Annotated in this window: 25 protein-coding genes; 16 read left to right on the top strand and 9 right to left on the bottom strand. The window is 31.5% G+C overall.

What is annotated here, in order from left to right; translation table 11 throughout:
- Positions 1 to 327: 327 nt before the first annotated feature.
- The 4 genes from LQ609_RS10930 to pgaC are packed head-to-tail and all read right to left on the bottom strand — an operon-like array spanning position 328 to position 3,712.
- Positions 328 to 1,368, bottom strand: a complete 1,041-nt coding sequence (locus tag LQ609_RS10930) for an acyltransferase family protein (RefSeq protein ID WP_208143459.1) — start codon at positions 1,366 to 1,368, stop codon at positions 328 to 330.
- Positions 1,361 to 2,212: an intercellular adhesin biosynthesis polysaccharide N-deacetylase gene (gene icaB, locus LQ609_RS10925; protein WP_239734740.1), complete on the bottom strand. Its 852-nt coding sequence runs from the start codon at positions 2,210 to 2,212 to the stop codon at positions 1,361 to 1,363. Before icaB ends, LQ609_RS10930 begins: the two co-directional genes overlap by 8 nt.
- Positions 2,199 to 2,516, bottom strand: a complete 318-nt coding sequence (gene icaD, locus LQ609_RS10920) for an intracellular adhesion protein IcaD (RefSeq protein ID WP_078357495.1) — start codon at positions 2,514 to 2,516, stop codon at positions 2,199 to 2,201. Before icaD ends, icaB begins: the two co-directional genes overlap by 14 nt.
- The gene (gene pgaC / locus LQ609_RS10915; RefSeq protein WP_239734739.1) at positions 2,468 to 3,712 is read right to left on the bottom strand and encodes a poly-beta-1,6-N-acetyl-D-glucosamine synthase; all 1,245 of its coding nucleotides are present in this window, start codon (positions 3,710 to 3,712) and stop codon (positions 2,468 to 2,470) included. Before pgaC ends, icaD begins: the two co-directional genes overlap by 49 nt.
- A 164-nt stretch (positions 3,713 to 3,876) precedes the next feature.
- Between pgaC and LQ609_RS10910 the strand changes: the two genes are divergently transcribed.
- Together LQ609_RS10910 and LQ609_RS10905 are read left to right on the top strand one after the other, a co-directional pair.
- Entirely contained in the window at positions 3,877 to 4,449 is a 573-nt protein-coding gene (locus tag LQ609_RS10910; RefSeq protein ID WP_239734738.1) for a TetR/AcrR family transcriptional regulator, read from the top strand.
- Positions 4,450 to 4,829: 380 nt separating this feature from the next.
- Positions 4,830 to 4,994 (top strand): hypothetical protein, encoded by a 165-nt coding sequence (locus tag LQ609_RS10905; RefSeq protein WP_157946496.1) that lies wholly within the window; start codon positions 4,830 to 4,832, stop codon positions 4,992 to 4,994.
- Positions 4,995 to 5,071: 77 nt separating this feature from the next.
- Here LQ609_RS10905 and LQ609_RS10900 read toward each other — a convergent pair whose 3' ends face one another.
- A complete protein-coding gene (locus LQ609_RS10900) occupies positions 5,072 to 6,109 on the bottom strand; it encodes a family 20 glycosylhydrolase (RefSeq protein ID WP_239734737.1) in 1,038 nt (345 codons plus the stop codon).
- A gap of 398 nt (positions 6,110 to 6,507) precedes the next feature.
- Here LQ609_RS10900 and LQ609_RS10895 point away from each other — a divergent pair, with 398 nt between their 5' ends.
- Entirely contained in the window at positions 6,508 to 7,128 is a 621-nt protein-coding gene (locus tag LQ609_RS10895) for an NAD(P)-dependent oxidoreductase (RefSeq protein WP_107509538.1), read from the top strand.
- A gap of 1,002 nt (positions 7,129 to 8,130) precedes the next feature.
- Positions 8,131 to 8,607: a hypothetical protein gene (locus tag LQ609_RS10890; RefSeq protein ID WP_208143455.1), complete on the top strand. Its 477-nt coding sequence runs from the start codon at positions 8,131 to 8,133 to the stop codon at positions 8,605 to 8,607.
- A gap of 198 nt (positions 8,608 to 8,805) precedes the next feature.
- Here LQ609_RS10890 and LQ609_RS10885 read toward each other — a convergent pair whose 3' ends face one another.
- Positions 8,806 to 9,018, bottom strand: a complete 213-nt coding sequence (locus LQ609_RS10885) for a hypothetical protein (RefSeq protein WP_208143454.1) — start codon at positions 9,016 to 9,018, stop codon at positions 8,806 to 8,808.
- A gap of 467 nt (positions 9,019 to 9,485) precedes the next feature.
- Here LQ609_RS10885 and LQ609_RS10880 point away from each other — a divergent pair, with 467 nt between their 5' ends.
- From LQ609_RS10880 to LQ609_RS10835, 10 genes are all read left to right on the top strand, one after another.
- Positions 9,486 to 11,048, top strand: a complete 1,563-nt coding sequence (locus LQ609_RS10880; RefSeq protein WP_239734736.1) for an IucA/IucC family protein — start codon at positions 9,486 to 9,488, stop codon at positions 11,046 to 11,048.
- A complete protein-coding gene (locus LQ609_RS10875) occupies positions 11,049 to 12,734 on the top strand; it encodes an IucA/IucC family protein (RefSeq protein WP_239734735.1) in 1,686 nt (561 codons plus the stop codon).
- Positions 12,715 to 13,887, top strand: a complete 1,173-nt coding sequence (locus LQ609_RS10870; RefSeq protein ID WP_239734734.1) for an MFS transporter — start codon at positions 12,715 to 12,717, stop codon at positions 13,885 to 13,887. The genes LQ609_RS10875 and LQ609_RS10870 overlap by 20 nt, the downstream gene beginning before the upstream one ends.
- On the top strand, positions 13,871 to 14,995 hold the full coding sequence (locus LQ609_RS10865; RefSeq protein WP_078357503.1) for an alanine racemase: 1,125 nt from the start codon (positions 13,871 to 13,873) through the stop codon (positions 14,993 to 14,995). Before LQ609_RS10870 ends, LQ609_RS10865 begins: the two co-directional genes overlap by 17 nt.
- Positions 14,996 to 15,184: 189 nt before the next feature.
- Positions 15,185 to 16,114, top strand: coding sequence for an ABC transporter substrate-binding protein (locus LQ609_RS10860; protein ID WP_078357504.1), 930 nt, complete (start codon positions 15,185 to 15,187; stop codon positions 16,112 to 16,114).
- Positions 16,104 to 17,102 carry a FecCD family ABC transporter permease gene (locus LQ609_RS10855; protein WP_078357505.1) on the top strand — a complete coding sequence of 333 codons (999 nt, stop codon included), beginning with the start codon at positions 16,104 to 16,106 and terminating at the stop codon, positions 17,100 to 17,102. The genes LQ609_RS10860 and LQ609_RS10855 overlap by 11 nt, the downstream gene beginning before the upstream one ends.
- The gene (locus tag LQ609_RS10850) at positions 17,099 to 18,082 is read left to right on the top strand and encodes a FecCD family ABC transporter permease (protein WP_239734733.1); all 984 of its coding nucleotides are present in this window, start codon (positions 17,099 to 17,101) and stop codon (positions 18,080 to 18,082) included. Before LQ609_RS10855 ends, LQ609_RS10850 begins: the two co-directional genes overlap by 4 nt.
- Before the next feature lie 928 nt (positions 18,083 to 19,010).
- Positions 19,011 to 21,068 carry a heavy metal translocating P-type ATPase gene (locus LQ609_RS10845; RefSeq protein ID WP_420798271.1) on the top strand — a complete coding sequence of 686 codons (2,058 nt, stop codon included), beginning with the start codon at positions 19,011 to 19,013 and terminating at the stop codon, positions 21,066 to 21,068.
- A gap of 15 nt (positions 21,069 to 21,083) precedes the next feature.
- Entirely contained in the window at positions 21,084 to 21,641 is a 558-nt protein-coding gene (locus tag LQ609_RS10840) for a YdhK family protein (protein ID WP_078357509.1), read from the top strand.
- Between the two features lie 73 nt (positions 21,642 to 21,714).
- Entirely contained in the window at positions 21,715 to 21,792 is a 78-nt protein-coding gene (locus LQ609_RS10835) for a type II toxin-antitoxin system YoeB family toxin (protein ID WP_256681906.1), read from the top strand.
- 74 nt (positions 21,793 to 21,866) lie between these two features.
- Here the strand turns inward: LQ609_RS10835 and LQ609_RS10830 are convergent, their stop codons facing one another.
- Positions 21,867 to 23,222 (bottom strand): GntP family permease, encoded by a 1,356-nt coding sequence (locus LQ609_RS10830; RefSeq protein ID WP_107509548.1) that lies wholly within the window; start codon positions 23,220 to 23,222, stop codon positions 21,867 to 21,869.
- A gap of 234 nt (positions 23,223 to 23,456) precedes the next feature.
- Here LQ609_RS10830 and LQ609_RS10825 point away from each other — a divergent pair, with 234 nt between their 5' ends.
- Together LQ609_RS10825 and LQ609_RS10820 are read left to right on the top strand one after the other, a co-directional pair.
- Positions 23,457 to 23,711 carry a type II toxin-antitoxin system Phd/YefM family antitoxin gene (locus tag LQ609_RS10825; RefSeq protein WP_239734732.1) on the top strand — a complete coding sequence of 85 codons (255 nt, stop codon included), beginning with the start codon at positions 23,457 to 23,459 and terminating at the stop codon, positions 23,709 to 23,711.
- A complete protein-coding gene (locus LQ609_RS10820; RefSeq protein WP_239734731.1) occupies positions 23,704 to 23,970 on the top strand; it encodes a Txe/YoeB family addiction module toxin in 267 nt (88 codons plus the stop codon). Before LQ609_RS10825 ends, LQ609_RS10820 begins: the two co-directional genes overlap by 8 nt.
- A gap of 139 nt (positions 23,971 to 24,109) precedes the next feature.
- Here LQ609_RS10820 and LQ609_RS10815 read toward each other — a convergent pair whose 3' ends face one another.
- A complete protein-coding gene (locus tag LQ609_RS10815; protein WP_239734730.1) occupies positions 24,110 to 25,294 on the bottom strand; it encodes an NAD(P)-dependent malic enzyme in 1,185 nt (394 codons plus the stop codon).
- Between the two features lie 28 nt (positions 25,295 to 25,322).
- On the bottom strand, positions 25,323 to 26,672 hold the full coding sequence (locus LQ609_RS10810) for a 2-hydroxycarboxylate transporter family protein (RefSeq protein ID WP_208143446.1): 1,350 nt from the start codon (positions 26,670 to 26,672) through the stop codon (positions 25,323 to 25,325).
- Positions 26,673 to 26,786 lie beyond the last annotated feature (114 nt).

Below are 26,786 nucleotides of genomic sequence, written 5' to 3'. Positions count from 1 at the left end.
AGCAATTTTACCTAGTATTGCTTTTAACACTACCCTTATCAGCAATTTTACCTAGTATTGCTTTTAACACTACCCTTATCAGCAATTTTACTTAGTACTGCTTTTAACGCACCTCTTATCAGCAATTTTGCCTAGTACTGCTTTTAACACTAACCTTATCAGCAGTTTTACTTAGTACTGCTTTTAACGCACCTCTTATCAGCAATTTTGCCTAGTACTGCTTTTAACACTACCCTTATCAGCAATTTTACTTAGAATTGCTTTTAACACTACCCTTATCAGCAGTTTTGCCTAGAAATGCTTTTAACACCACCCTTATCAGCAATTTTATTTACTATAAGGTTGTCTTCCCATTACAAACTTGAATACATGGAATTCTTTTAATAATATGCCTACGCCTAAACAACATCCTACGATAAAGAGTAAGGATACTGGTATGAATATAATTGTTTTTTCTTGGAATATGCTTGTGTATTGGAATATATATTCAAGTATGATTGGATGTAATAAATATATAAAGAATGAATACATACTTAGGATCTCGACTGAGTTATACATAAATGTTTCAAATTGCGAACTGAAATTGATCAGTAGTAAAAATGCAAAACTAATATATAGTAAAATGCGATAATCCATACTACTTACCATCCAGTAATCGTGATCTCCTACTAATTCAAAAGCTAAATATGCTGCTATTGTTAAAAATATAATTAACGCGATGTTTTTACTTACAAAGTATTTTATTTTAGCGTAATTATGCCCTAAATATGAGCCTAAGAAGTAGTAGAATATCCAACCAACTATAAATGTTTCGGGACTAAATGGATAATATGTCTCCACAAATTTCGTTACGCTGTCTATATTTTGATGACTATATAAATAGATTGTGTTGACGATAAATGCAATGATGAGACTCCATTTTGAATACAATATTTTAGAGTTAATTCGATAAATCAACCAGTTTAATAAGAAGAACTGAATTATGATAATAATGAAATAACCATACCAATTACCTTGAATAACATTCTCTAAAAATTGTTTTAGAAATGAATTATTTAATTTAAGGCTTTCAGAATAACTATAAAATGCACCCATAATAAGATATGGTAGTAAAATGAATTTTAAGCGTGATTTTAAATATCCTGGCTTTAGTTTCTCGTCATAATTTAAAGTTGTTAATAGCTGAGATAATATAATAAATGAAGGTGTCCCGATGATTAATATCATTCTAATCCAATATAGTACTTGGATTTGATTATCATCTGGTTCGTTTGTATTACTAAATTCTGTCAGGACATGCGTTAACACGATCAATAAACAGAGAAATGTTCTTAAATATATAAATTCTATGCGTCTTCCTTTATTCATGATTAAATCCTTTCCAGTTTTTAACGAGTTTGTTAAAGGCATCATCACTTACCATAACTCTTGGAATAATATAGTTGTCATTGTCTGCAACTACTGCTTTTTCTTTCAAAGTAAACCCATATTTGATTGAAGTGTCTGCTTTAAGTTGATCAACTACTTCATCACTCATTTGACCATATGGATATGCAATAGCGCGTGTATTACCATCTAATTCGTCTTTAATATATTGTGTGCTTTTATTCATATCTTTCTTAATACCTGTTGTTTCAGCTGATTTAATAAGTGTTGATGTCTTCTTTTTCATTGAATGCATATTATGTGTATGTGATGCAAAATCCCACAATCCACTGCGTTTCATTTTTAACAATTCTTTTTTAGACGAAAGACTAATATTGTGAAAATCATCAGACCCTACTTTACCTGTTATGACAAATCCTGTAGCGTGTACATCGTATTTTTCCATAATTGGGAAAGCATTGTCGTATATACTTTCATCCATGTCATCAAAGTTGATCCAAACACAATTTTTAGGGAATTTGCCATCTTCTTTATATTTTATAAACTCATCTAAAGTGACAAAGTGAGCTTTATGTTCTTTCAACCACTTAATATGTGATTCAAATTCTGTATCTGTAACACTGTAAATTTTCAATTCTTTACTATTTGAGAAAGCGGATAATAATTTATCAATCCATGTATCTTCTCTAACTCTATGATAATTTAATGCTAGACAGCCATTTTCTTCTCCACCCAATGATTTCTTTTTAGCAAAAGTAACGTCATCATGTGGATACAAAAATATACATAACAAAAAAACGATCATAAATCGTTTACATTTCATCATAAGGTAATACTCTCTTTCTTTTAACATTAAAGATAAAAGTACACATTAAATAAATAATGATGATTGCTGACCCTATCATGAAATAGCTAAAGATTGTAAAGATATCACCTTTGTCAATATTTAAAATCACTCTTACCATTTGGATAAAATGATTATTGTAAGGTAATAACGACCCAACCATTACAAATAAAACTGTTACACAATATAACCAAAGTATTGTTGATGCTATAAATACGATTGTTTCTCTATAAATATTTAATCTTGATTTGACTCTTTTAAGTTCCCTCTGTCTGGACTTGTCCATGTAGCAAACTCTCCTTTTTTACGTTTTAGTGCTTTTGGAAAAGCAACAATCACAACTAACGCATTGATTATCCAATAAAATGTTGGATACCAACTTAAGAAAATAACAAACAAATTATTTTTGCGCTCATACCTACTATCAATCATTAATGAAAGTGTAAATTGTATAATGTTAACGAATGTAAGTAAGAAGGCAGAAAGTAGAAAAATGTTTAATTGATAATCGTAAAAATAATAATCCAAGAAGTTTAACTGGAGAAGTGTGTACGCTAGTATGACAACTATTCCATACACCCAAACTACAGAGAGAATTTGTTCAAGAAATAGTAACCATAATGAAACATTACGTACTTTTAGCATGTTTTTAAAATCTCTTAATATAACTTCGTGCCCTCCTTGAGACCACCTTACTCTTTGTTTCCAAAGTCCATTAAATGTCTCCGGTACAAGCATCCAACATAACGCTCTTGGTTCATATTTAATTTTGTAACCTGATAAATGAAACTTCCATGACACAGCAATATCTTCTGTAATCATATCTGTATCCCAGAAATCATTTTTCTGTAATGCTTTTTTGTTAAATAACGAGAATACACCAGATATTGTATTAACATATCCATTTATTGTTTGTGCTCTTTTAATACTTCCAATCATACTTGCATATTCAATCGTTTGAATCTTGCCTAACAATGTAGACTTATTACGAATACGTGGATTACCTGTCACTGCACCGATTGAAGTGTCATTGACTAAACTTTCAATCATATAATAAGGTGCATCGTCATCGATAATGGTATCTGCATCCACACACATCAAATATGGATATTTCGCAAGTTTAGCTGCAACATTTAAAGCATTTGCTTTTCCTTTATTCTCTTCTAAATTGATGAATTTGATGTGATATTCATCTTCTAGCTTTAACAGTTCTTCTTTCGTGTGATCCGAACTACCATCATTAACGGCGATAATTTCTTTCAGTGGAAAAGATAATCCATCTAAATTCTTAATCGTGTCCGCTATTGTCTCGGCCTCGTTATAACAAGCTATAATAAACGAGATACCTTCTGACGGATGGTAGTTAATATTTTTACGCTTTAAACGCCTTTCGATAAAAATATAATAAATTAATGTCCCAATTATCCAAAAAATCGACATAGTAATGGGATAAGCAATAAAAAACATCAATAATAATTCCATAATTTTCCTCCTAACTAACGACCGGTAGTTTGTCAGATAATTATATCATCTTATTTAAAAAAGGCAATGCGTAATTTATTGAGTGAAATGTAAACGCTATACCAGATGATTTTTAGCTGATTTTGATGTATAGTTATCCATATGAAATAAAGGAGGCAATGGCAGTGAATAATACATCTGAGAAACTTATCCAAATAAGTATGAGAACCTTTTCTGAGAAAGGTTATTATGGAACATCACTAAATAATATTGCCAATGATTTAGGTGTCAAAAAATCAAGTTTATATAACTATATAAAAAGTAAAGACGACCTTTATGGGATATGTTTAGAAAAGTGTATGAAAAAAGGACTAAGCTTAATTGAAAACATTAATACACAATCAGATAATTTACATGAAGAACTTCTCTCCTTTCTTCGAAGATATATATATGATTCTGATTATATGGTGAAATTCTATTTACAATTATCATTTGCGCCATGTAACTTCACAAAAGATATAGAAGAATATAACGATAAATTTGCTGTCGTCTTTAGTGATAAATTAAGACAAATACATTCGTATAATCAACTAAAAATAGATCAAGACGATTTCGTGTTATTTGTTAATATGTTTGTAAACGGTTGGCTTTATAAAAAAGCCTTCGTACAATCAGCAACAACTCCGAAAAAAATTATAAAAGAATTCGAACAACAAGCTAATTTGTTGCTAGATAGTATCCAAAATAAAGAAAAATAAATATATTTTTTTATTACCGCATTCACAACCAAATAAACACATGACTTAAGTTTTGATTATTTGATGTGTAAAGAGGCTGGGACAAATTAATTTGTCCCAGCCTCTTGTCATTATATTTACTCTTAACTGATGAAGTGCTAACTAACAACCCGCTCATATATGATTATTTTATATAAATAAGATAATTTAAATGATGAATTTAAATACATTTGTGGTTAAATTTGTTTTCAAAACCTTTTGAATTATGTATAATTTGATTTAAAAAGAAAAGATGAAATAACTTTTTAAAAATTTTTAAAGTTTTTATTTACAGTTTTTGTTAGAAGTCTATAATTTTCGGGTATTACAATTATAGAATTTGTAGAGGAAGAGGTTTAACAATGGTCATGAAACATGGGAAAGACTATTACGAAGATATTAGTGATGATTTATTATATGTGTCTCAAGAAATTAATCAAAAAATTTCTGATGATGTATACAACTTGTCAGAAGAATTAGACACAATAAAAGAAATTATAGAAAGGTTGGAATCCCCATCAGATTAATTTATGAAAATTTTTTACTATAACTATTCCCATCATTTTTGGGAGTAGTTATTTTTTTATATACATTTCAACTTATTTCACGAACTGAAATAAGCTTTTATTAACGGTATTTCTTGGTTAATCAATTCTGTTTGTGACATATTCAATGCATCTTCTCCCCAAAATGATAAGGCTGATCCTTTCACGTTGTCACTGTCTACTTCTTGATAAGGTTCATTAGTGTAGAAAAACTTATTATATGCATATGCCCAACTTATGTAATCAGCTTGTTCTTCGATATCTGCATTAGTAAATTGATTCGATGGTAAAAAGTATAATGAATAAAAGTTATAATTATATATTTTGAAATCATCTTCCGCGAAATCTTCTACAGTTAAATCTGATTTACTGTTTTCATTTTGTTTCCAATATAAAATTGAGAACGTATCATTTAAAGACTTAATCCCTTCATGCGAAATCATATCGTTCCACATTTGAGGCTCATAACCTTGCCCTGCAGCGTAACTTCCAATGTTATTCATATAACTTATAAAATCACTTTGGTAAGCACCCCCGCCTGGCACTTCATCTCCACCTAATACTATTCTTTGCTGGCCATTATATTTTGGTTGATTAAATAATGTTGTTATTTCACCTATGTGTCGCTTACTTATAGCTAAAGCTTTATCATTTGAGAAAAAATCAAACGTATTATCACTATAGTCACTAATAATTTGATTATACAAATCTTTATCCTCATTCTTTATCAATGATAAAAGAGCTTTTGAATGGGAAGGAAAATCAATATCTGGAACTACCATTACATTCAACTCATTGCTGTATGCTATAAGTGATTTTATTTCTGCTTTTGTTAAATAATTTTCATTTGGAATACCTTGATGCGAGAAATAATCTGACTCGATTGCATAATTTTCATCATCAGAAAAATGCAATTGAAGATATTGTCCATTATTTTCATGAATAGTATCGACTATTTGTTTTAAGGACTCTAATGAGTATTCTTTTCTAGCAATGTCTACCGAAACACCTTCTTGAATACTTTCTGCACTTACATCTTTAAATGAAAAAGCAATGCTAAATAAAAAAGTTATAACAAGTGCAAAAATAAATTTCATATAGCCACCTATTTTCTATAGTTTGTAGAGACTGCGTTGAATATGAAACATATAATAAATGAAATAAAATATTTTTAAAAAAAACAGCAAACTAAATATAATACTAGTATAATGTTTTTACAATAATCAAAAATATGCAATATAATGTTCTTGGTATAGAAGTTCCCCTCTAATCCTAAAATAAACATTTATAATAGAAGAAATTTGTATGAAATAACCGAATTTCGTTTGCACATTAACTTTTAAATAAAATAATTTGTTTTTCCGATAAAATATAAATCATAGATATTATGCAGATTAACTACAGCTTGTATATTTTATAAGTTTGTTATGTAGCATATATAAGTGATTTTTAATAACATGAATATGAGAAACTACTGACAAGGGAGATAAAGAACATGAAGATATCAATTTTTGGTGCAACAGGAAGAGTTGGTCAAGAAATATTGGATCATGCACTTAACGACGGACATGACGTGACAATATTAGTTAGAAATAAAGAAAAAATAGCACACACACATAAACACTTAAATATTATAGAAGGAAATGCCTTAAATAAACGTGATGTGGAAGAAGCAATACAAGGAAATGAAGTAGTGATAAGCGCGCTAGGTACAGATGGTTCAACAACATTAACAGATGTTATGCCGATGATTATTGAAGAAATGGAACAAGAAGGCATCCGTCGCATCATCACAATAGGAACTGCAGGAATATTACAAAGTAAAACAGAAAGTAACCTGTTACGCTATCAATCAAACGAATCAAAAAGAAAAACTACACGCGCTGCAGCTGAGCACCATAAAGTGTATGAGCTGTTAAATCAATCTTCACTAGATTGGACAATTGTGTGCCCAACTTATTTACCAGACGGAGAACGGATTGGTAAATACCGCGTTGAACAAAATTATTTACCAGATAATGCTGTGAAAATATCCGTACCAGATACAGCAGACTTCGCTTATGCTCAAATATCGTCAGATGAATATATTAAAGCACGCGTTGGCATTGCATATTGATCATAGATTTCAATTAGAATATCGCGTTTCGCATTTTCGGGTCGATAAATTTTTTTATCGGCCTGTATTTTGTATTTTCGGGTCGATAATTTATTTTATCGGCCTGTATTTCGCATTTTCGGGTCGATAATTTTATTTATCGGCCTGTATTTTGCGTTTACGGGTCGCTAAATTTTTTTATCGGCCTGTATTTTGCGTTTTCGGGTCGCTATTTTATTTTATCGGCCTGTATTTTGCGTTTTCGGGTCGATAATTTTATTTATCGGCCTGTATTTCGTGTTTCTTGACCGGTAATTTTATTTATCGGTCCGTATTTCGCATTTCTGGACCGCTAATTTATTTTATCGGTCCGTATTTCTCATTTTCGGGTCGCTAATTGAATATGTCCATATAATTGTGTAATAAAATAAGAGCCATATATAGCTCACTTTATTACAATGTAATCGACGAAGAAAAAATTGTAGAGGTGACTATATATGACTCAATTAAATATTAACATAGACTTTGAAGAATCGACACCTAAAACATTACATAAGTATGCTGAAAATGTGCCTTAAACCAGATATATCAACACTTTAAGGGTAACTAGCCACGCCGGCTATAGTTACCCTTATTATCAAGATAAGAAAAAACTATTTTTAAAACCACAAAAAATCAATAAAAATACATTATTTCATTAGCAAATATAAAACATAAAATATAAGAATTATAAAAATAAAGATTGTAATTCCTTTTTTTCTTTTTACATAAGCGTAAATTAAAAGTGCTATGACAGATAAAATAACAGCTAAAGACGTTAACCATCCAATACCAGTTGCATAACTAATAAATACTAAGATTAAATAAAATATAAGTACACCAAAGCTAAAATTATCTCTCAACATAAACAAAAAAGTCCTTTCTAAAATTGAAATAAATGTCAAAAAATGTTAATTTATACAAAAATAGGTTATAACTAAATTATAACTTAATTTTAACTTAAAAAAAAGGAGATAGATTAACATGAAATTCCAAAAGAAAATTACAGTAATAACAAGTTCTGTTGTACTATTATCAACATTAGCATTGCCTATAGCAAGTGAAAAAACAAATATACAACTAGGACACCAAAACAAAAAAGCAGAAGCAGCTGCTGGTTGGAAAAAATTAACTACAACTACAGGAAATACTGCAGGTAAAAATTTAACTACAAAAATGGGTGCTGAAGCAATATTAGGTCTAGTAGGTTGGGCAGCCGGTGGAGCTCCTGGTACAGCAATGGCAATAGGTGGTTTCGACCGACTAAGCGAAGGTGCATTTTCAAAACTTAAAACAGCTTATTATACAGATGTAATATACGAAAGAAAAACACTACATGGCCCAGAATGGAAACATGTAATAACATTTTATAGTAACAAATCAAAAACTAAAAAAGTAGGAACTGCTAATGTTATTCAAAAAACTGTAGTTAAAGGCGAATTAGCTAAAAAAGATAAATAAAATTTTATATGTTCTTTATTCATTTCCCACATTATCATCTTACATATTCAGGTTTTTTTAAGATTCTAACACAAGAGCATAAGGAGAACAATGCCACTACGTTCCACTTAGTATAGCTGAGGTTTCTATTCCACCTTATGCATATTTTTAAAACATCACTGAGCCTAACCCCATAAAGTCATGGTGTACAAGTAATGGTTATCTATAAATAACAATATAAGTAATCACAAAAATAACTATAAAGTCAAAAAAATCAATTCCTTTCTTTGATGAAAGTAAAACATTTTTGACCATGTAGTTATTTTTTATTCCTTCTTGTCTCTTTAAAAACTTTGAAATCATAATGTATAACTTCAAAAACAAATAATAAACGACAAACACAACTAAAAATATAAAAAATAACTTAAACATAAAAATCCTCCTAGATCTAAAACCTTATTTTTCTATTCTAATTTTTCCAAAAAATTTTCTCATCATAAACGTCGATAATATTATTTATTCATCATACACATTATCATTTTAATATAGCTTCTAATTCAAAAAAAAACAGATAGAAATAAATAAATTATATCGACAGTATGAGAGCTCTGTCAGGTGAATCTGCATTTCTCATTTCTGGAGCGCTAATTTTTTTTATCGGCCTGTATTTCATGTTTTACTTCCATCCCACTAGAATGTTTCATATGAAACAGTTCTAGTGGGATTTTCTTATTCTATTTTAGTCAAATATGACTAAACATAATATAAAAAGAATACTCAATATAATAGCTTGCAATTATTTTTTATTATTACCTTTCATTGACAAAATACTCAAACATTTTATAATTGAGAATGTTTCTCACTATAAAATATATAAATTATAAAGGAAGTTGATTTTTTTGGAAATTGTTGCTAACGATTACATTCAAGATATACATAATTATTTTCAAGATTTCACTGTGGAAGATATAGAAATTCTATACAAGAAGGCTTACGACGAAGTTATTGGTCGTGTTAATCAACTTGCTAAATTTGAACATATTGATCAAGACTCTATTTTTAAAGATGCCCGTATTGTGAATGAAATTCGCAATTCTATTCGCAATTTAACGTTGAGTTATATTCAATTTGAACAAGACCATAACCAATATGCTAAGAAATATCATAATATTTTTGAATTTGTTGAGAATGAAGCACTAACTGAGGTCTTTTTTGAACAAAGTGTAACTGAGGGACATCCTTTTCATCCTATGACTAAGACCAAATTAGGTTTAGATATAAATGAGGTAATTAAATATTCTCCTGAATTTCGAAATTCAGTAAAAGTTATTCCTGTATTATGTGACGCGACAATCGTTAATGAAGTCCATACGACTCAAACTAATGAATTAGATAAATTTAAGCAGAGGGTTCATGAATACTGTCAGTCTCATCAAATACAGCTTAAAGATTATTCGTTACTGTTTATTCACGAATGGCAACTCGAATACTTCATGAGACCACAGTTTGAAGACTTGTTCACGAATCAATTTATGATACCTTTATACGATTTAGCTGTTGAAAGTAGTCCGCTATTATCATTTAGAACTTTAGATGTTGCAGAGCTGAATTGTATTGTTAAGACGGCAGTCAATGTACAAGCTACAAGTGCAGTTAGAAATGTCTCTCCCGCTTCTATCCACAATGGCATTGTACTTAGTGAAGCTGTTGAACGTATATACCGTGCAAATGGATATCATAAGAGTTATATCCAACGAGACTTATCTGGCGCTTATTTAAATGTTAATCAAGAGCATGCCAATAAATGTAGTTATATGTTGAGAGAACGTATACCCCATGATACTAATAGCCATCATTTAGTATGTGGTAGCCTTATTACTAAAAGTTTCATTACTAAGAAGCATATATTGATTGAATGCATTGAAACGATAATGAACGCTCAAAATGTATCATTCGAATCTGCTGCTGAGCTATTCTTAACTGAATACGCACATATTTTGTTAGAAGCTACTTATCGATTAATTTTAGAAGAAGGCATTAGTTTAGAGGCACATATGCAAAACAGTACGGTTGTAATAAAAGACGGCATGCCTATCTCTATTTATGTTAAAGACTTTGGTGGTGTAAGACTATTTGATCGAGATATAGACATTGATTCTTCTACTGGATTAATCACTGATTCATTTGAAGATTTATTATCCGTATTCTCTCACTCAGTACTTTATAATCACCTATTCCAACTGATACAAGTATTGGAATCTTACGGTTATAAAAGTGAAGATGGCTATACGATTATTCGAAGTATAATTGCTGAACATCACGAACATTGTGCACCTGAAATAAACATTTTGGAACAACCCGCTTTCAATATTAAATCATTATTAAAAATGAGAATTTTCTCTGAAGGTTACGACTATCAATATACAAAAATTAATAATCCGTTATTCATGGAGGACAAATAAATGCGTTGGACTAACGAGGTATATGCAAATACAGAAAAATACGAGCGCCATTACATCGAACAATGTATACAAGATAGCATTACGATCACATTCAAGAAATTATTAACATGTTTGTATGAAGAAGTCACACATCCCATTACACGTGTAGAAACAGTAAATGATATCTCAGTATTATATATTAGCGATCGTATATACATCACTTACGATTCACGCAATCATCATATTCAAATAATTGAAGGTGAGACTACGCTTAATATTCATGATCCACTTGAATTGATAAATTGGCTTAATCATCACAGCAATGACGCATTTAACTATCATAAATTACTTGTTGAAATAGAAAATCATCTTATCAATCAAGCAATGAGTTTCATTCACTGTTCGCATACACCTAAAAGTGATCATCCATTATTACACAGTGAACAGTATGTCATTACAGGACATAATATACATCCATGTGCTAAGACAAAATTAGGACTATCTTTCAAAGAAATCATGCAATATTCACCCGAATATAATCAAGCTTTCAAACTTAACTGGTTATTCGTTAAAAAAGGATTACTTTATAACAATTTAGAAACATCCGAAATGAATACAATAGCAGAATTTAGTGGCTATACGGGATTAATTCCAGATGGTTATGACTTAATACCTGTTCATCCTTATCAATACGAACATGTTATACCTAATGTTTATCATGAAGAAATTCAATCCAAAGAAATTATCCCATTACAACATAAAGGTGGTTTAGTTAAAAGTACTTCATCATTCCGAACTGTCTGTCCATTAGATGCCATTACACCCATTATTAAACTGCCTGTAAATTCACAAATGACTTCAACGATACGTTCGATAAGCAATAATAGTATTATTAATTCTAAAATTATTGGAGAATATTTTAAATTAATATATAAGACTGACAAACGTCTAAATGATATTAGTTTGCCTGTTTTAGAATATGGCGGTATGACTTACATTCACGAACAAGAAGATAAACAACGTAATTTATCATTTATCCTACGAGAAAATAACACGCAATACTTACAAACACAATCATTGCTTTATACTGCCACATGTTTATTTGAATTTAACGAAAATAACAAAAAAGTTTACATCGATGTTATTGAATCAGCTCGCGAAACGCAAACACCAATCGATTGGTTCGATCAATATACTTCGATATTAGTTGAGACTGCCCTCACACTTATGACGAAATATGGCATTGGCTTAGAAGCACATCTGCAAAATATGTCATTTGAATTTATTCACGGTGTCCCTACTCGTTTACATGTAAGAGACTTTGGCGGTCTACGTATTGATACGAGTCGCGTTCCCGAATGGTTAAAATTAAGCGATGCTTTAACAAACGCTACAACGGATAGCATGTACGAAAAAGTGCAAAACACTTTAATTAGCAATCATTTAAACACGCTCGTTCATCATTTTAGCGAAGATTTTCATTATGATAAGAAACAATTATGGCATCGTATTAATCGTAAATTCAAAGCTGTATTTGAAATGTTAAAAACTCAAAACAGAGAACATACTGAAGCAGATATAAAAGCATTCTACACAGAGACTATAAACGAAAAAGCATTGTTAACGATGCGCATATCAAATGATAAACAAGATATTTATGTACAAAGAGCAAACCCGCTCTTAATGAATGATGAAGTTAAAATTTAATCCTTATCATCGTTTTATAAGTTCTCAGTGTATCGCTCGAACGATTGATTGGGTAGATATTATTGCGTTAAATTGGATTACGTTGCAGCTAACGGGAAGTGCCATCTATATCGCTTATATTAACTTTGCAAGATTAATGCCACAGTTAGCCTTTGCGTTTATTATTGGTAAACTCATCGACACCGTTAGCTCAACAAAGTTAATGTATATCATCCATATATTTAATATGTTGTTAACGGTAAGTGTAGTTTGTGCATTTTGGCAAAAATGGAATATTTATATCATTCTATTTATCATTATGGTGCGGTCCTTCTTCCAAGCAATTGATACGATTCAAAGGAATGCGTTGATTCAAAGTTTCGTGTCACCTGACCGCTTGCATAAAGCTATCAGTTTAAATGCATTAATATTAAATCTTGCGAGATTGATCGGTCCATTTCTTGGTGGTTTATTATTAGCACAGTTGAACTCGAACGTCGTCTTATCATTGCCGATACTAGGAAGTTTAATGGTCATATTACTCAACCAAACTTTACCTGAAGTACATCATCAAAAGAAAGCAAAACATAAAATATGGTCATACTTAAGATCTAAACCAGTTATCATACTGCTGATGTTATCAAGTATGTTCTCAATGTTGTTTGGCTTTTCTTATACGATTATTCTACCTAGTATTGTAGACGAACAATTTGGTAGTCGCACGATGATTTATTCACTCTTTACAGCAATGATTGCAGCAGGTTCTATTATCATATTGCTGATTTTTATGCATTCAAAAGACATGAACAGTATAAAAAGTTTAAAACTATGGACTGTTATATTTATCATCACGATTGTATTACTCATGTTCATAAAAAATATTTATTTATATGCTGCGGTCCTATTATTAATGGGCTTCGCATCACAAGCCTTTAGAACAACTAATAGAATTCTTGTACAACAACATGTAGAAGCTAAATATAGAGGCTCTGTATTATCTATTTCCATGATGGATAAAGGATTCATCCCGCTCGGTGGTATTTTACTGAGCTTTATATTCGAACAGTTCAACATACAAATTGTTTATATCACAATGATTTCTGGACTGCTCTTAACACTCATTTGCGTCATGCTCATGATAAATAAGGAGAATCAATATGAACAGAATAGCTAAGACACTCGATGACCCAAATCATGATTATTATATTTACGATTTAACAGAATTAAAAAATAGAATCAATTGGATAAGGTCTGTTACTAAACATGATATTTATTATGCCGTAAAGGCGAACTCAAATCTCAAAATTTTAGAAACGCTTTTACCTTTTGTTTCAGGATTTGAGGTTGCCTCTTCAGGTGAAATTGAAAAAGTAAGATCGCTTTCTTCAGACATTCCCATTATATATGGTGGTCCAGTGAAGACTAAGAGACACTTAGAATATGCATTAGAAGAACATGTAAAGTCTATTCAAGTAGAAAGTCTATTTGAACTAGATTATTTAAAAGATTTACTTAAAGATTCTAACCAAACTATTGAAGTGATGATTCGAATTAATTTAAGCAATATTAAATCTACAGCAAAGTTGAAAATGGCAGGTGTTCCAACACAATTTGGCATGCCCTACAGTGATATCAATGAAGCCATGCAAATCTGCAAAGAAACGAAGGGTATCACATTCACTGGTTTTCATTTTCATTCAATGAGCAATAATTTAGATGAGGATGCACATGTAACATTCATAGAAAGTGCAGTCGAATTTACAAATCAATATAAAGCACATTTACCTGAAGACTATTCCATCAATGTAGGTGGAGGTATTGGTATAGATTATGATGAACAAAAGCTGTTTGACTTTGACTACTTTGCAACACGTATTCACCACTTACCTCGCTTAACATTTGAATTAGGTCGTTTTGTTACGGGACCAATTGGTTATTATGCAGCAAATGTATTTGATATTAAATCCATGCATGACAAGACATTTGTATTATTAAATGGTGGTACAAATCATTTCAGATTTCCTAAAGCATGGAACCATCATCAGCCTTATGAAATTTTAGAATCCAAAGATACAATTGATAGAACTAAATCAATCATTGATGATACAGTCGTATTTGCAGGTAAATTATGTACCCCTAATGACGTATTCGGCCAACCTTATAAAATTAACCATATAAAAACAGGAGATTGGGTCGTGTTTAAATACGCTGGTAGCTATGGATACGACATCAGTCATTTACAATTTTTATCTCATGAACTACCTGTCATACGCTATATTTAAGCACAACTATACACAGATTTCGTATATCCGAGTTTTATGGTATATTTATCACCATGTTCAGTATTTTAGTTCGAATATATACATAGGTTAGAATCACAATCAAATTTTATATTGACAAAAAAAGGAAATATTTTATAATTGATAATGAAAATCATTATCATAAATTTGACTTAGAAAGAGGTAAAGCAAATGAGAAGACTTTTATCATTATTATTAGTTTTAGTTGTAATGCTTGCAGCTTGTGGTAGTAAGCAAGAGGAATCTTCAAGTAAAGATACGCATGAAGTTAAACATGCTATGGGTACAACTAAAGTGCCTAAAGATCCTAAACGTGTTGTAGTCTTAACAAATGAAGGTACTGAAGCTGTTGTTTCAATGGGCGTTAAACCAGTTGGAGCTGCTAATTCATATACAGGTAATCCTTGGTATAAACATTTAGAAAAGAAATACAAAGGTATTGAGCCAGTTGGTGGAGAAAGTGAAATCAACTTAGAAAAAATCGCTAAATTAAAACCAGATTTAATTATCGGTAATAAATTCAGACAAGAAGCTCAATACAAGAAGCTTTCCGAAATTGCTCCGACAGTATTTTCAAACGAATTACGTGGAGATTGGAAAGATAACTTCAGTTTATATGCAAAAGCTTTAAATAAAGAAGATAAAGGTAAAGAAGTTCTAAGCAATTATGATAAACATGTAGAAAAAGCTAAAAAAGAAATTGGTGATAAAGCAAATTCAGAAGTTTCAATGGTTCGCTTTATGCCTGGAGACGTTAGAATATACCATAAAGATACATTCTCTGGTGTGATCTTAGATGAGTTAGGAATTAAACGTCCTAAAGGTCAAGATAAAGATGACTTTGCTGAAAAAGGTGTTACGAAAGAACGAATGAAAGCAATGGATGGAGACTATATCTTCTACTTCACTTTCCAAGAAGATGATAAGAAAGTATCTCAGTTAGAAAAAGAATGGATAAATGATCCAGCATTTAAAGACTTAGAAGCATCTAAGAAAGGTCATGTCTATAAAGTAGATGACGCTGTTTGGAACACTTCTGGTGGTGTGTTATCTGCCAATATGATGATTGACGATTTAAAGGAAAAGCTAAGTGAAAAATAAATACCTTTGGTGGTTTCTCCTATTCACTGGATTGTTTATCTTACTATTCATCTTAAGTATGATGCTCGGTTATAAACATTTCAGCTTTTTAGATATATGGCATCATTATATCAACGGAGAAACAATTAAAGATCAACGTGTACTCACACATTTAAGACTACCTCGCGCAATTTTGGGCGGGGTTGTCGGTGTTTTAATGGGTATTAGTGGTGTAATGATCCAAACCATTACCCGTAACCCATTTGCAAGCCCTGGCATCATGGGTGTTAACAGTGGTGCGAGTTTAATGGTAGTAATTGCTACTGTTGGATTCGGTATGAACGGTGGATTTCAATTAGCATTTATGGCTTTCATCGGTACAATCATTATTGCAACACTAATCATTTTAGCAACAACCTTACCTTACAAACCGTTTAATGCAATGGAATTAACTTTATTCGGCGCGAGCATTAGTGCATTTTGTATGGCAATTACACAAGGTTTGCTTATTTATAATGAATCAGCAATAGAAGAATTAATATATTGGTTAAATGGTTCTGTTGCTAATAAAAATATCAATATTTTAATCTATATTTGGCCATTCATTGTTGGCGGATTAATCATTGCTTTATACATGGCTAAACCACTCAATTTATATATGTTGAGTGATGATGCACTGAAAGGTCTTGGAGCTAAAATATTAACCATTAAAATATTTACAATGATTGCAGTTGTCCTTTTAAGTGGTACCGCAGTTGCATTAGCAGGGCCGATTTCATTTATAGGTCTTATTACACCACACGTTGCAAAATTGATATGCAAGTCACATAACCACTTTATCGTCATACCATTATCAGGTATATTAGGTGGCTGTCTTCTATTACTAAGTGATATTTTGAGTCGATATTTACTCATGCCGAGAGAACTTCCTGTAGGTATTACAACAGCACTGATCGGTACACCAATATTCATTTATTTAATTCTTAAACGTAAGGAGTTAACAGAATGAAGAAATTAATCACACTAATCATAATGCTCATGTTAACTACTATACTTACGCTCATGTTAGGAGATAGTTTTATCGCGCCACAAAATGTATTAAGCGGCCTCTTTAAATTAGGAGATCCTTATACAAATCTTGTTATTAATACATTAAGACTGCCAAGAGTCTTACTCGCAATCGTAACAGGTGCAGCCCTCGGTATCGCAGGGTGCGTCTTACAATTCATCACTAAGAATCCTTTAGCATCACCAGATGTCATTGGTATATCACAAGGTGCAAATGTTGGGTCTTTAATGTTTTTAATAGTGTTAACAACAAGTACAGAAGCGTTATTATTACCCATTACTTATCAACCGATATTCTCTATGCTAGGAGCTGTCATTATTACAGCACTATTGTACTTTTTAGCTTTAAGAAAAAGTTACAAACGAGACCGTTTAATCTTGATAGGTATTAGTTTTAACATACTTTGTCAGGCAATTGTTATGTTCTTAATTTTGACTTCAAATAAACGTAGTGCCCAAGCACAAATATGGATTACAGGTTCAGTACATCAAGCAGAATATAATCAAGTAATGATTGTAGGAAGTATATTACTCATCGTAATGTTTATACTGTTGTACTATGCAAGATCATTTGATGTACATTATTTAGGAAGAAACCTGTCATTTGCATTAGGTAATCCTTATCAATACATAACCGTCATTGCCCTCATTTCAATGAGTATCTTAATAGGTATATCGATGAGTTACGTAGGTGGCATACAATTTGTCGGATTAATCGCACCACATATTGCAATGAGACTCGGAGGACATCAATTTAGAAATCGCTTGTTATATAGCGCAATCATTGGTGCAATCATTATATTATTGAGTGACTTAATAGGAAGAACCATCTTCTTACCAAAAGAAATCCCAGCAGGAATATTCACAGCACTCATCGGTTCACCATTCTTTATGTATTTGTTAATCAAAAGTAGAAAATAATATAAAAACGAAGAGAATGGGACAAAATAGTTGTCTCAGCCTCTTCGTTTTTTGTTGTATATGGATAGAATGCTGTGGATCTAGGTAAATCTATCCGAATCGCACGAAGACTCTATTTACTAACTAGAATCCTGAGACATTGACTTGTCATAATAGTGTTTAATAAGTATAGAAATAACATATGCCCAAATATCCAAATAACATGTTCATTTAAGCTATATTCAAACATATCCCTTACTGACAATTTTATAAGAAATGGATACAAAATAGTGAAAGTGATTAATAATATTATAAAAAATAGCGGTTTTAAATTAATGTAATTAACATAAATAACAATAGTGAGGATTACTATGATTAAAGTAGTTAAGTAATGGTAGCTCAACTCTTCTATCAAAGTCATATTTTCATAATTCCTTATAAAATCTACGTTTAATAACACGTCAGAAGTATGAAAATTTGTTATTAAATCAAGAATTAAAAACAAAAAATATATAATAAGTGTAAGTATTAAACTTATAATTAATGGCGTTATGATTAAACGTGTTTTACTCATTCACACATCTCCTATACACAAAACAAATTTTTAAGTCATTACATATTTATCCTCTCACCACTACACTTTTTTAGTCTCTTACTATTTCATTCAAAATTTCTATTTGTTTGTCTCTTTCTTTTATAATTGAAGAAAGATTATTGTCATTTTTTAAATTGATTACGCGTATTGCATAATCTTGTATCTCCATATTTTCAGCTCCAATTTATATCTACCTTTCTTATTTATAAAGTTCTTGGAAGGTTTGTTATCACTATTTACTGTAAACCATGATTGTTGTTATTGAACAATAAAATCACTAATAAATCATTCCACTATATACCTACATGGGGTATATGATATACTATGATTATTAACTAATTATTTTAAAATTTTATAAATAGGAGGTTTACTATCTTGAATAAAGAAAACGAACATAATCATGGACACCATAACCATCAAGATCATGAAACCCATGGTGATCACAGTGATCACGCTCATCACCATGGTGATTTTAAAAGTAAATTCTTTATTTCATTAATTTTCGCAATACCTATTATTATTCTATCACCTATGATGGGGATAACATTGCCGTTTCAATTTTCATTCAAAGGTTCAAATTGGATTGTATTAGTTCTTGCTACAACATTATTCTTTTATGGTGGAAAACCATTTATTACTGGTGCTAAACATGAAATTCTAAGTAAAAAACCTGGTATGATGACATTAGTCACGCTAGGTATTTCTGTTGCATATATTTATAGTTTATATGCATTCTATATGAATAACTTTACTAACGTAGCACATACTATGGACTTTTTCTGGGAGTTAGCTACTTTAATTGTCATTATGTTATTAGGTCACTGGATTGAAATGAATGCTGTTGGTAATGCCAGTAATGCTTTGAAGAAAATGGCAGAACTCTTACCTAAGACAGCTATAAAAATAATCAGTGAAGACGAGCGCCAAGAAGTAAAGATATCTGAAATTGATATTGATGATATCGTTGAAGTTAAAGCTGGTGAAAGCATACCCGCTGACGGTATCATCATACAAGGTGAGACATCTATTGACGAAGCATTAGTAACGGGTGAATCGAAGCTCGTTCCTAAAGTATTTGACGATGAAGTTATTGGCGGTTCTATCAATGGTTCAGGTACGATACGAGTAAAAGTTACTGCTACTGGTGAAAATGGCTATCTCTCTCAAGTAATGGGACTTGTAAATCAAGCACAAAATGATAAGTCCAAAGCTGAGTTATTATCTGATAAAGTAGCTGGTTATTTATTCTACTTTGCAGTTAGTATCGGTTTAATTTCATTTATAGTATGGATGCTTATCCATAATGATGTTGATTTTGCACTTGAACGTCTTGTAACAGTACTCGTCATTGCTTGTCCACATGCTTTAGGATTAGCAATTCCTTTAGTTACTGCCCGTTCTACATCTATTGGTGCTCACAATGGTTTAATTATCAAAAATAGAGAATCAGTAGAAACTGCCCGACATTTAAGTTATATCATGATGGATAAAACAGGCACATTAACTGAAGGGAATTTCTCAGTTAATCATTATGAAAGTTTTGATAAACAGTTAAAAGATGAAGATGTATTGAGTTTATTTGCTTCCTTAGAAAGTAATTCAAATCACCCACTTGCTACTGGTATTGTCAATTACGTTAAAAGTAAAAATATTTCCTATTCTAGCCCTAAGGAAGTCAACAACTTACCAGGTGTCGGACTAGAAGGTACTGTTAATAATAGAAAATTAAAAATAACAAATGTCACTTATTTAGATCAAAATAAATTTGATTACAATAAAGACCAATTTACTAAACTTGCTAAAGAAGGCAACTCTGTTAGTTATTTAATTGATGACAAACAAGTTATTGGTGTTATCGCACAAGGTGATAAAATTAAAGAAACTTCAAAACAAATGGTTTCAGATCTATTATCTAGAAACATCACACCTGTCATGCTTACAGGTGATAATAACGAAGTAGCCCAAGCAGTTGCTGAAAAATTAGGTATTGATGATGTCCATTCACAATTAATGCCCGAAGATAAAGAAAATATTATTAAAGATTATCAATCAAAAGGTAGTAAAGTGATGATGGTTGGCGATGGTATTAATGATGCACCAAGTCTTATTAGAGCCGATATTGGCATGGCTATAGGTGCAGGTACCGATGTTGCCGTTGAATCTGGTGACGTCATACTCGTTAAAAGCAATCCATCAGACATTATTAGTTTCTTAAATCTTTCTCAAAATACAATGAAAAAAATGATTCAAAACCTTTGGTGGGGAGCTGGATACAACATTATCGCTGTACCTTTAGCAGCGGGAATACTAGCTTCTATCGGAATAATCTTATCCCCTGCTGTAGGAGCTATACTCATGTCATTCAGTACGATTATCGTAGCAATTAACGCTTTCACACTAAAATTAAACTAATAAGGAGATTTAAAAATGATTAAAAAATTAAGCTTTATTTTATTAGCATCAGGATTGGTATTATCAGCTTGTTCATCAGATAAAGAGGACGAAAACAAAAAAGATAAAAATCACAAGCAAGAAGAAAATATGGAGCATATGGATCATAAAAGCGATAGTAAAGTTCCTAAAGGTATGAAAACTACAGAAGACAGTAAATTTAAAAAAGATGATAAAGTTACGATTACAGAAGGTCATATGCCTGGTATGAAAAACGCTAAAGGTACGGTTAAAGGTGCATATGAAACTTATGCTTATGAAGTAACTTATACACCTAAAGATGGCGGAAAAAAAGTTAAAAATCATAAATGGGTCGTTAATGAAGAAGTAGCAGATGCACCTAAAGAAGGATTCAAAAAAGGAGACACTGTTAAATTAGAAGCAGACCACATGAATGGTATGAAAGGCTCAGAAGCAAAAATAGATGATGTAAACAAAACAACTGTTTATGTAGTTGATTATAAATCAACGGAAGATGACAAAATGGTTAAAAATCATAAATGGATGACAAGCGATGAACTAAAAGCACGTTAAATATAAGTTTATTAATTTTATCAAACAAAAACCTAGTATTTTCAAGAAAAAGATAAGAAGTTGGTAAAAAAGAATTAATTATAAACATAGACTAGTATATACAATTAAAGATTCATCTATCTTAATTATTTCTTGTAGGTATCATTACTGACTATATAATGATTTGAGGCTGAGACAAGTTAATTGTCTCAGCCTCTCGATTTTTTATTTATATTTTCTTATTTCCTACTTTATAAACAAACTTAATATCATCACAACAGCAAATCCAACAAAGCCAATTATTGTTTCCATTACTGTCCATGTCTTGAGTGTTTGCTTTTCTGTCATTCCGAAGAACCTATTTACTAACCAGAATCCTGAGTCATTTACGTGTGATACTGCTGTGGATCCTGCCGCGATTGCGATTGTTATAAGTCCCAACACTGGCTGTGATACTGACATGTCAGCAATTATTGGTGAGACAAGTCCGGCTCCTGTTACCATTGCTACTGTTGCAGAACCTTGTGCTACACGAACGAACAACGAGATTAAGAATGCTACCATTACTATTGGTAAGCTCGTTTGTGCCATAAATTCACCCATTACTTTACCAACACCACTATCAATTAAAGTTTGTTTGAATACACCACCCGCACCGGTAATCAAGATAATAATACCTGCTGGTTCCAATGCTTTAGTTGCAATTTCTTGTAATTCGTCTTTAGTGTAACCTCTTCTAGTACCTAATAACCAAAATGTTAATAATACTGTAATGATCAATGCTATAAAAGGATGACCAACAAATGTAAGAACATCTTTAACCATACCGTCTGGCAAAACGACACCTGATACGGTATTAATTAATATTAAAATTAAAGGAATTAAAATCAGACTCACTACTAAAGCAAAGCTAGGTAGATCTTTTTCTGATTTAATACCTTTTACTTCTCCATGCAGTTTTGCGATATCTGGCATTTCGATATGTACTTTCTTACTGATAAATGTTCCAAAAATTGGACCGGCTATAATCATTGCAGGTATACCAGCAATTACACCAAATAGTATAACCCACCCTAAGTCTACCCCTAACATTTTAGCTACTGTAATCGGTCCAGGTGTTGGTGGAACAAATGCATGTGTTACAGCTAAACCTGCTAATAAAGGAATACCATAAAAAAGTATAGGCTTCTTAGACTTTTGAGCTAAACTATAAACTATTGGGATTAAAATAACTAAGGCCACATCTAGAAATACAGGTATAGATACAATGAAGCCAGTTATACCAAGTGCCCATTGCGCCTTATTGTCACCAAATTTATTAACCATTGTTAAAGCTAATCTCTCTGCACCACCAGAAACTTTTAACACTTCACCAAACATGGCACCAAGACCAACAACAACAGCTATAAACCCTAAAGTACCGCCCATCCCACTTTCAACAGTTTCAACTATTTTGTTTAAATCCATACCTGAAGCTAAGCCAATAAGAACACTTGAAATAAGTAGCGCAACAAAGGCTTGTAATTTAGATACCATAACTAAATAAAGTAGTACACCGATACCTATTACTGCAATCAATATTAAGTATAAATCACTATTCATTTTGCCCCTCCTCAGTTTATCTATCTCTTAAAGTGGATCCATTCCAAATAAATCTCTTAAAAATTAAAGCGCTTACATGTATTATTACAATTTTATCTTTTAACATTACATATTTCAATACGTTTGTTATGTATTATAAAATCATGAGCATAACTAGCTATTTTTAATTTAAAAGTATTGCTACATTGTACAACTTCTTGTACAATAATGATCAAATAAGTAAGGAGGGATATTATGACAGTTAGAACGTATTCTTATGCCCGTAATAATTTTCGAGAATTAATTGATAAAGTAAATAACGATAATGCTCCTATTACAATTACTACAAATGAACATAATGCTGTCTTAATCTCTGAAAGTGATTATAACGTTATAATGGAAACTTTATATTTACAACAAAATCCTTCTAATGCAAGACACTTATCAGAGTCAATTGCAGATGTAGAAAGTGGTAATACCGTTAATAAAGTAATTGATGTTGATGAGTAAATTAGATATTACATTCTCACCTCAAGCATTTAAAGATTATGAGTATTTTCAAGAAAAAGATAAACAGTTAGTAAAAAGAATCAATCAACTTTTAAAAAGTATCTCCCGAGACGGCGTTTTATGTGGAATAGGAAAACCTGAAAAACTAATAGGCAATTATTCTGGTTATTATAGTAGAAGAATTAATCATGAACATAGATTGGTATATACAATAAAAGATTCATCTATCTTAATTATTTCTTGTAGGTATCATTACTGACTATATAATGATTTGAGGCTGAGACAAGTTAATTGTCTCAGCCTCGATTTTTTATTTATATTTCTTTATTTCCTGGGTAATCTCAATGTGTTGATCTCTTTTTTGAATAAAGACACGTGCTGCAAAGTTACATATTCATTTACTTAACTAATACTTCTACCTGATTTCTCACACATTTCTTAACGGATTCTGAGACTTGTTCTACGACTCTTTTGTCTAATGAGTTTGGTATGACATAGTTTGTATTGAGTTCGTCGTCTTCTATTGTTGAAGCGATTGCTTTGGCTGCGGCAATTTTCATGTCTGTTGTTATGTGTTGTGTTTGTGCGTCTAACACACCTCTAAATATACCTGGAAATGCTAATAAGTTGTTGATTTGGTTAGGATAATCTGAACGCCCTGTTCCAACAACTGATGCACCTGCTTCATATGCTTCTTCTGGATATATTTCCGGTGTTGGATTTGCTAATGCAAATATGATTGGATTATCGTTCATTATTTTTATATGTTCTTTTGTTAATGCTTTTGGTCCAGATACGCCAATGAATACATCTGCATTTTGTATAACGTCATCTAGTGTGCCTCTTTGATTATCAATGTTAGTATATTCCGCAATTTCTCGTTGAGTACTGTTTAGCCATGTTTCAGATTTGCTTAATACACCTTCTAGACTAACCAATGTGATGTTTTTATAACCCGCTTCTAACAATAATTTAGCTATAGCAATACCTGCGGACCCTGCTCCGTTTATAATGATTTTTGCATTGATATCTTCGTTTTCTACTACTTTAAGTCCATTGATTAGTGCTGCTAGTACTACAATTGCTGTTCCATGTTGATCGTCATGAAATACTGGGATATCTAATTCTTCGATTAATCTCTTCTCTATTTCAAAGCAACGTGGTGCGGATATGTCTTCTAAGTTTATTCCAGAAAAATTAGGTTGTAATGCTTTAATTATGGAAATGATTTCTTCTGTATCTTTTGTATCTAAAGAAATTGGAAAAGCATCAACGTTTGCTAATTGCTTAAATAGAATACTCTTACCTTCCATTACAGGGATTGCCGCTTTTGGACCAATATCTCCTAAACCTAGTACAGCAGTTCCATCTGTAATAACAGCTATCATATTGCCTCGCGCTGTTAATGTATTAGCTCTTGTTTCATCATCAGCAATTGCTCTACTAACTTCTGAAACACCTGGTGTATAAACAACACTTAAATCTTCTACTGTATTCACTTCAACTTTACTTGTAATTTCTATTTTACCTGCATGTTCATTGTGTAGATTAATAGATTCGCTATATTCGCTTCTATCTGTCATTTTAAATTCTCCTTATATTTTTTGTTTTTTAACTCAATAATTTTAATAGTAATGATGCTAAAATAACTGTAGACACTCCCCCGATTCTCGTTGCAACTTGTGCAAATGGCATGAGTGCCATACGTTTAGAAGCTGATAATATCGCAACATCTCCTGTACCACCTAATCCACTATGACAACCTGTAACAATAGCTGAATCAACTGGATACATTTTCATTAATTTACCTACAAAATATCCAGAAGCGATCATTGTTAATACGACTGAAGCACATACGACTACATATGCTGGTGTAACAATTTTCACGACATCTTCTAAAGGAATATAAAGCATGCCAAGACCTACCATTAATGGCCAAGTTAAACTTGTAGATATGAATTTATATAAATTGTGTGCACCATCTTCCATTTTATGTGGCATCACTTTTAAACATTTAATTAGCGTTGCAAATAAAATCATAATTACAGGTCCAGGTATACCGATGAACTTTTGACCTAGCGTACCCACAATAAAGAAACTACATGCTATAAGTAACCCTGCGCCCATAAGTGAGAAATCAATAACTTTTTCTTTCTCTTGCTCTTCAAGGATTTCATCACCATTTTTTGATCTTACTAACTTGCCGTTTCCAGAAAGGTGAGTTTTCTTTTCACCTAAGCGCATCATTAATCCAGCGCAAATTACTGCGAAAATATTACCGATAACTGCTGCTGGAATCATTTGAGAAACGAATGACTCTGCAGAACCACCTAATATAGATGAATATGCAATTGATAAAGGTAGAATACCTTCGCCAATTCCACCACCGATAATAGGAACAACAATATAAAATAAAGTATGTTGAATATCATAACCAAGTAGAAGGCCAACTAGTAGACCTGCAGATACTGCTAAAATAGTACCAACGACTAAAGGTACAAACATACGTGTAAATCCTTGAATCAATACTTTACTATTCATACCTAAAATACTTCCTACAACAAGACAAGAAATATAAAAATACAAAAAGTTAGACGTCTTCATTAAAGTCGTAACCGCTTCCATTGAAGACGTATTAATTACATCTAAGAACACTAAAATAGAAGGTACTAACAAAGCTAAAATCGCTGGACCTCCAATTTCCTTTAAAATTGGAATCCTTTGGCCAAGATCACCAAGCAATATTCCTAAAATCATAATGACAGCAAACCCGCCTATCATGTCTGCTGGTAATGTATTATATATGGATGCAGTTAATATAATTGCTGCTAATATAACGTAAAGTGGTAATGGTAATACACCCACTTTAGCTTTTAATAACTTGTCCCCAATATTTTTAAAATTATTTTCAAGCGGCATCTCACTTTGAGTAAGCGCTTTCAAATTTGTCTTCGTGTTCATAAATATCCCCCTTAATTGATATAAGCTTATTTTATGTAAAGCTTATAAAAATTTATAGGTTATGAAATTTTAATTATCTTTTTGTAATTAAAAAAACCAAACTAAAAGTGATGT

This window comes from Mammaliicoccus sp. G-M28 (assembly GCF_022386595.1).
GTDB classification, from domain to species: domain Bacteria; phylum Bacillota; class Bacilli; order Staphylococcales; family Staphylococcaceae; genus Mammaliicoccus; species Mammaliicoccus fleurettii.
The sequence above is the reverse complement of the archived record's forward strand: the minus strand, read 5'-3'. Positions and strand labels throughout refer to the sequence as shown.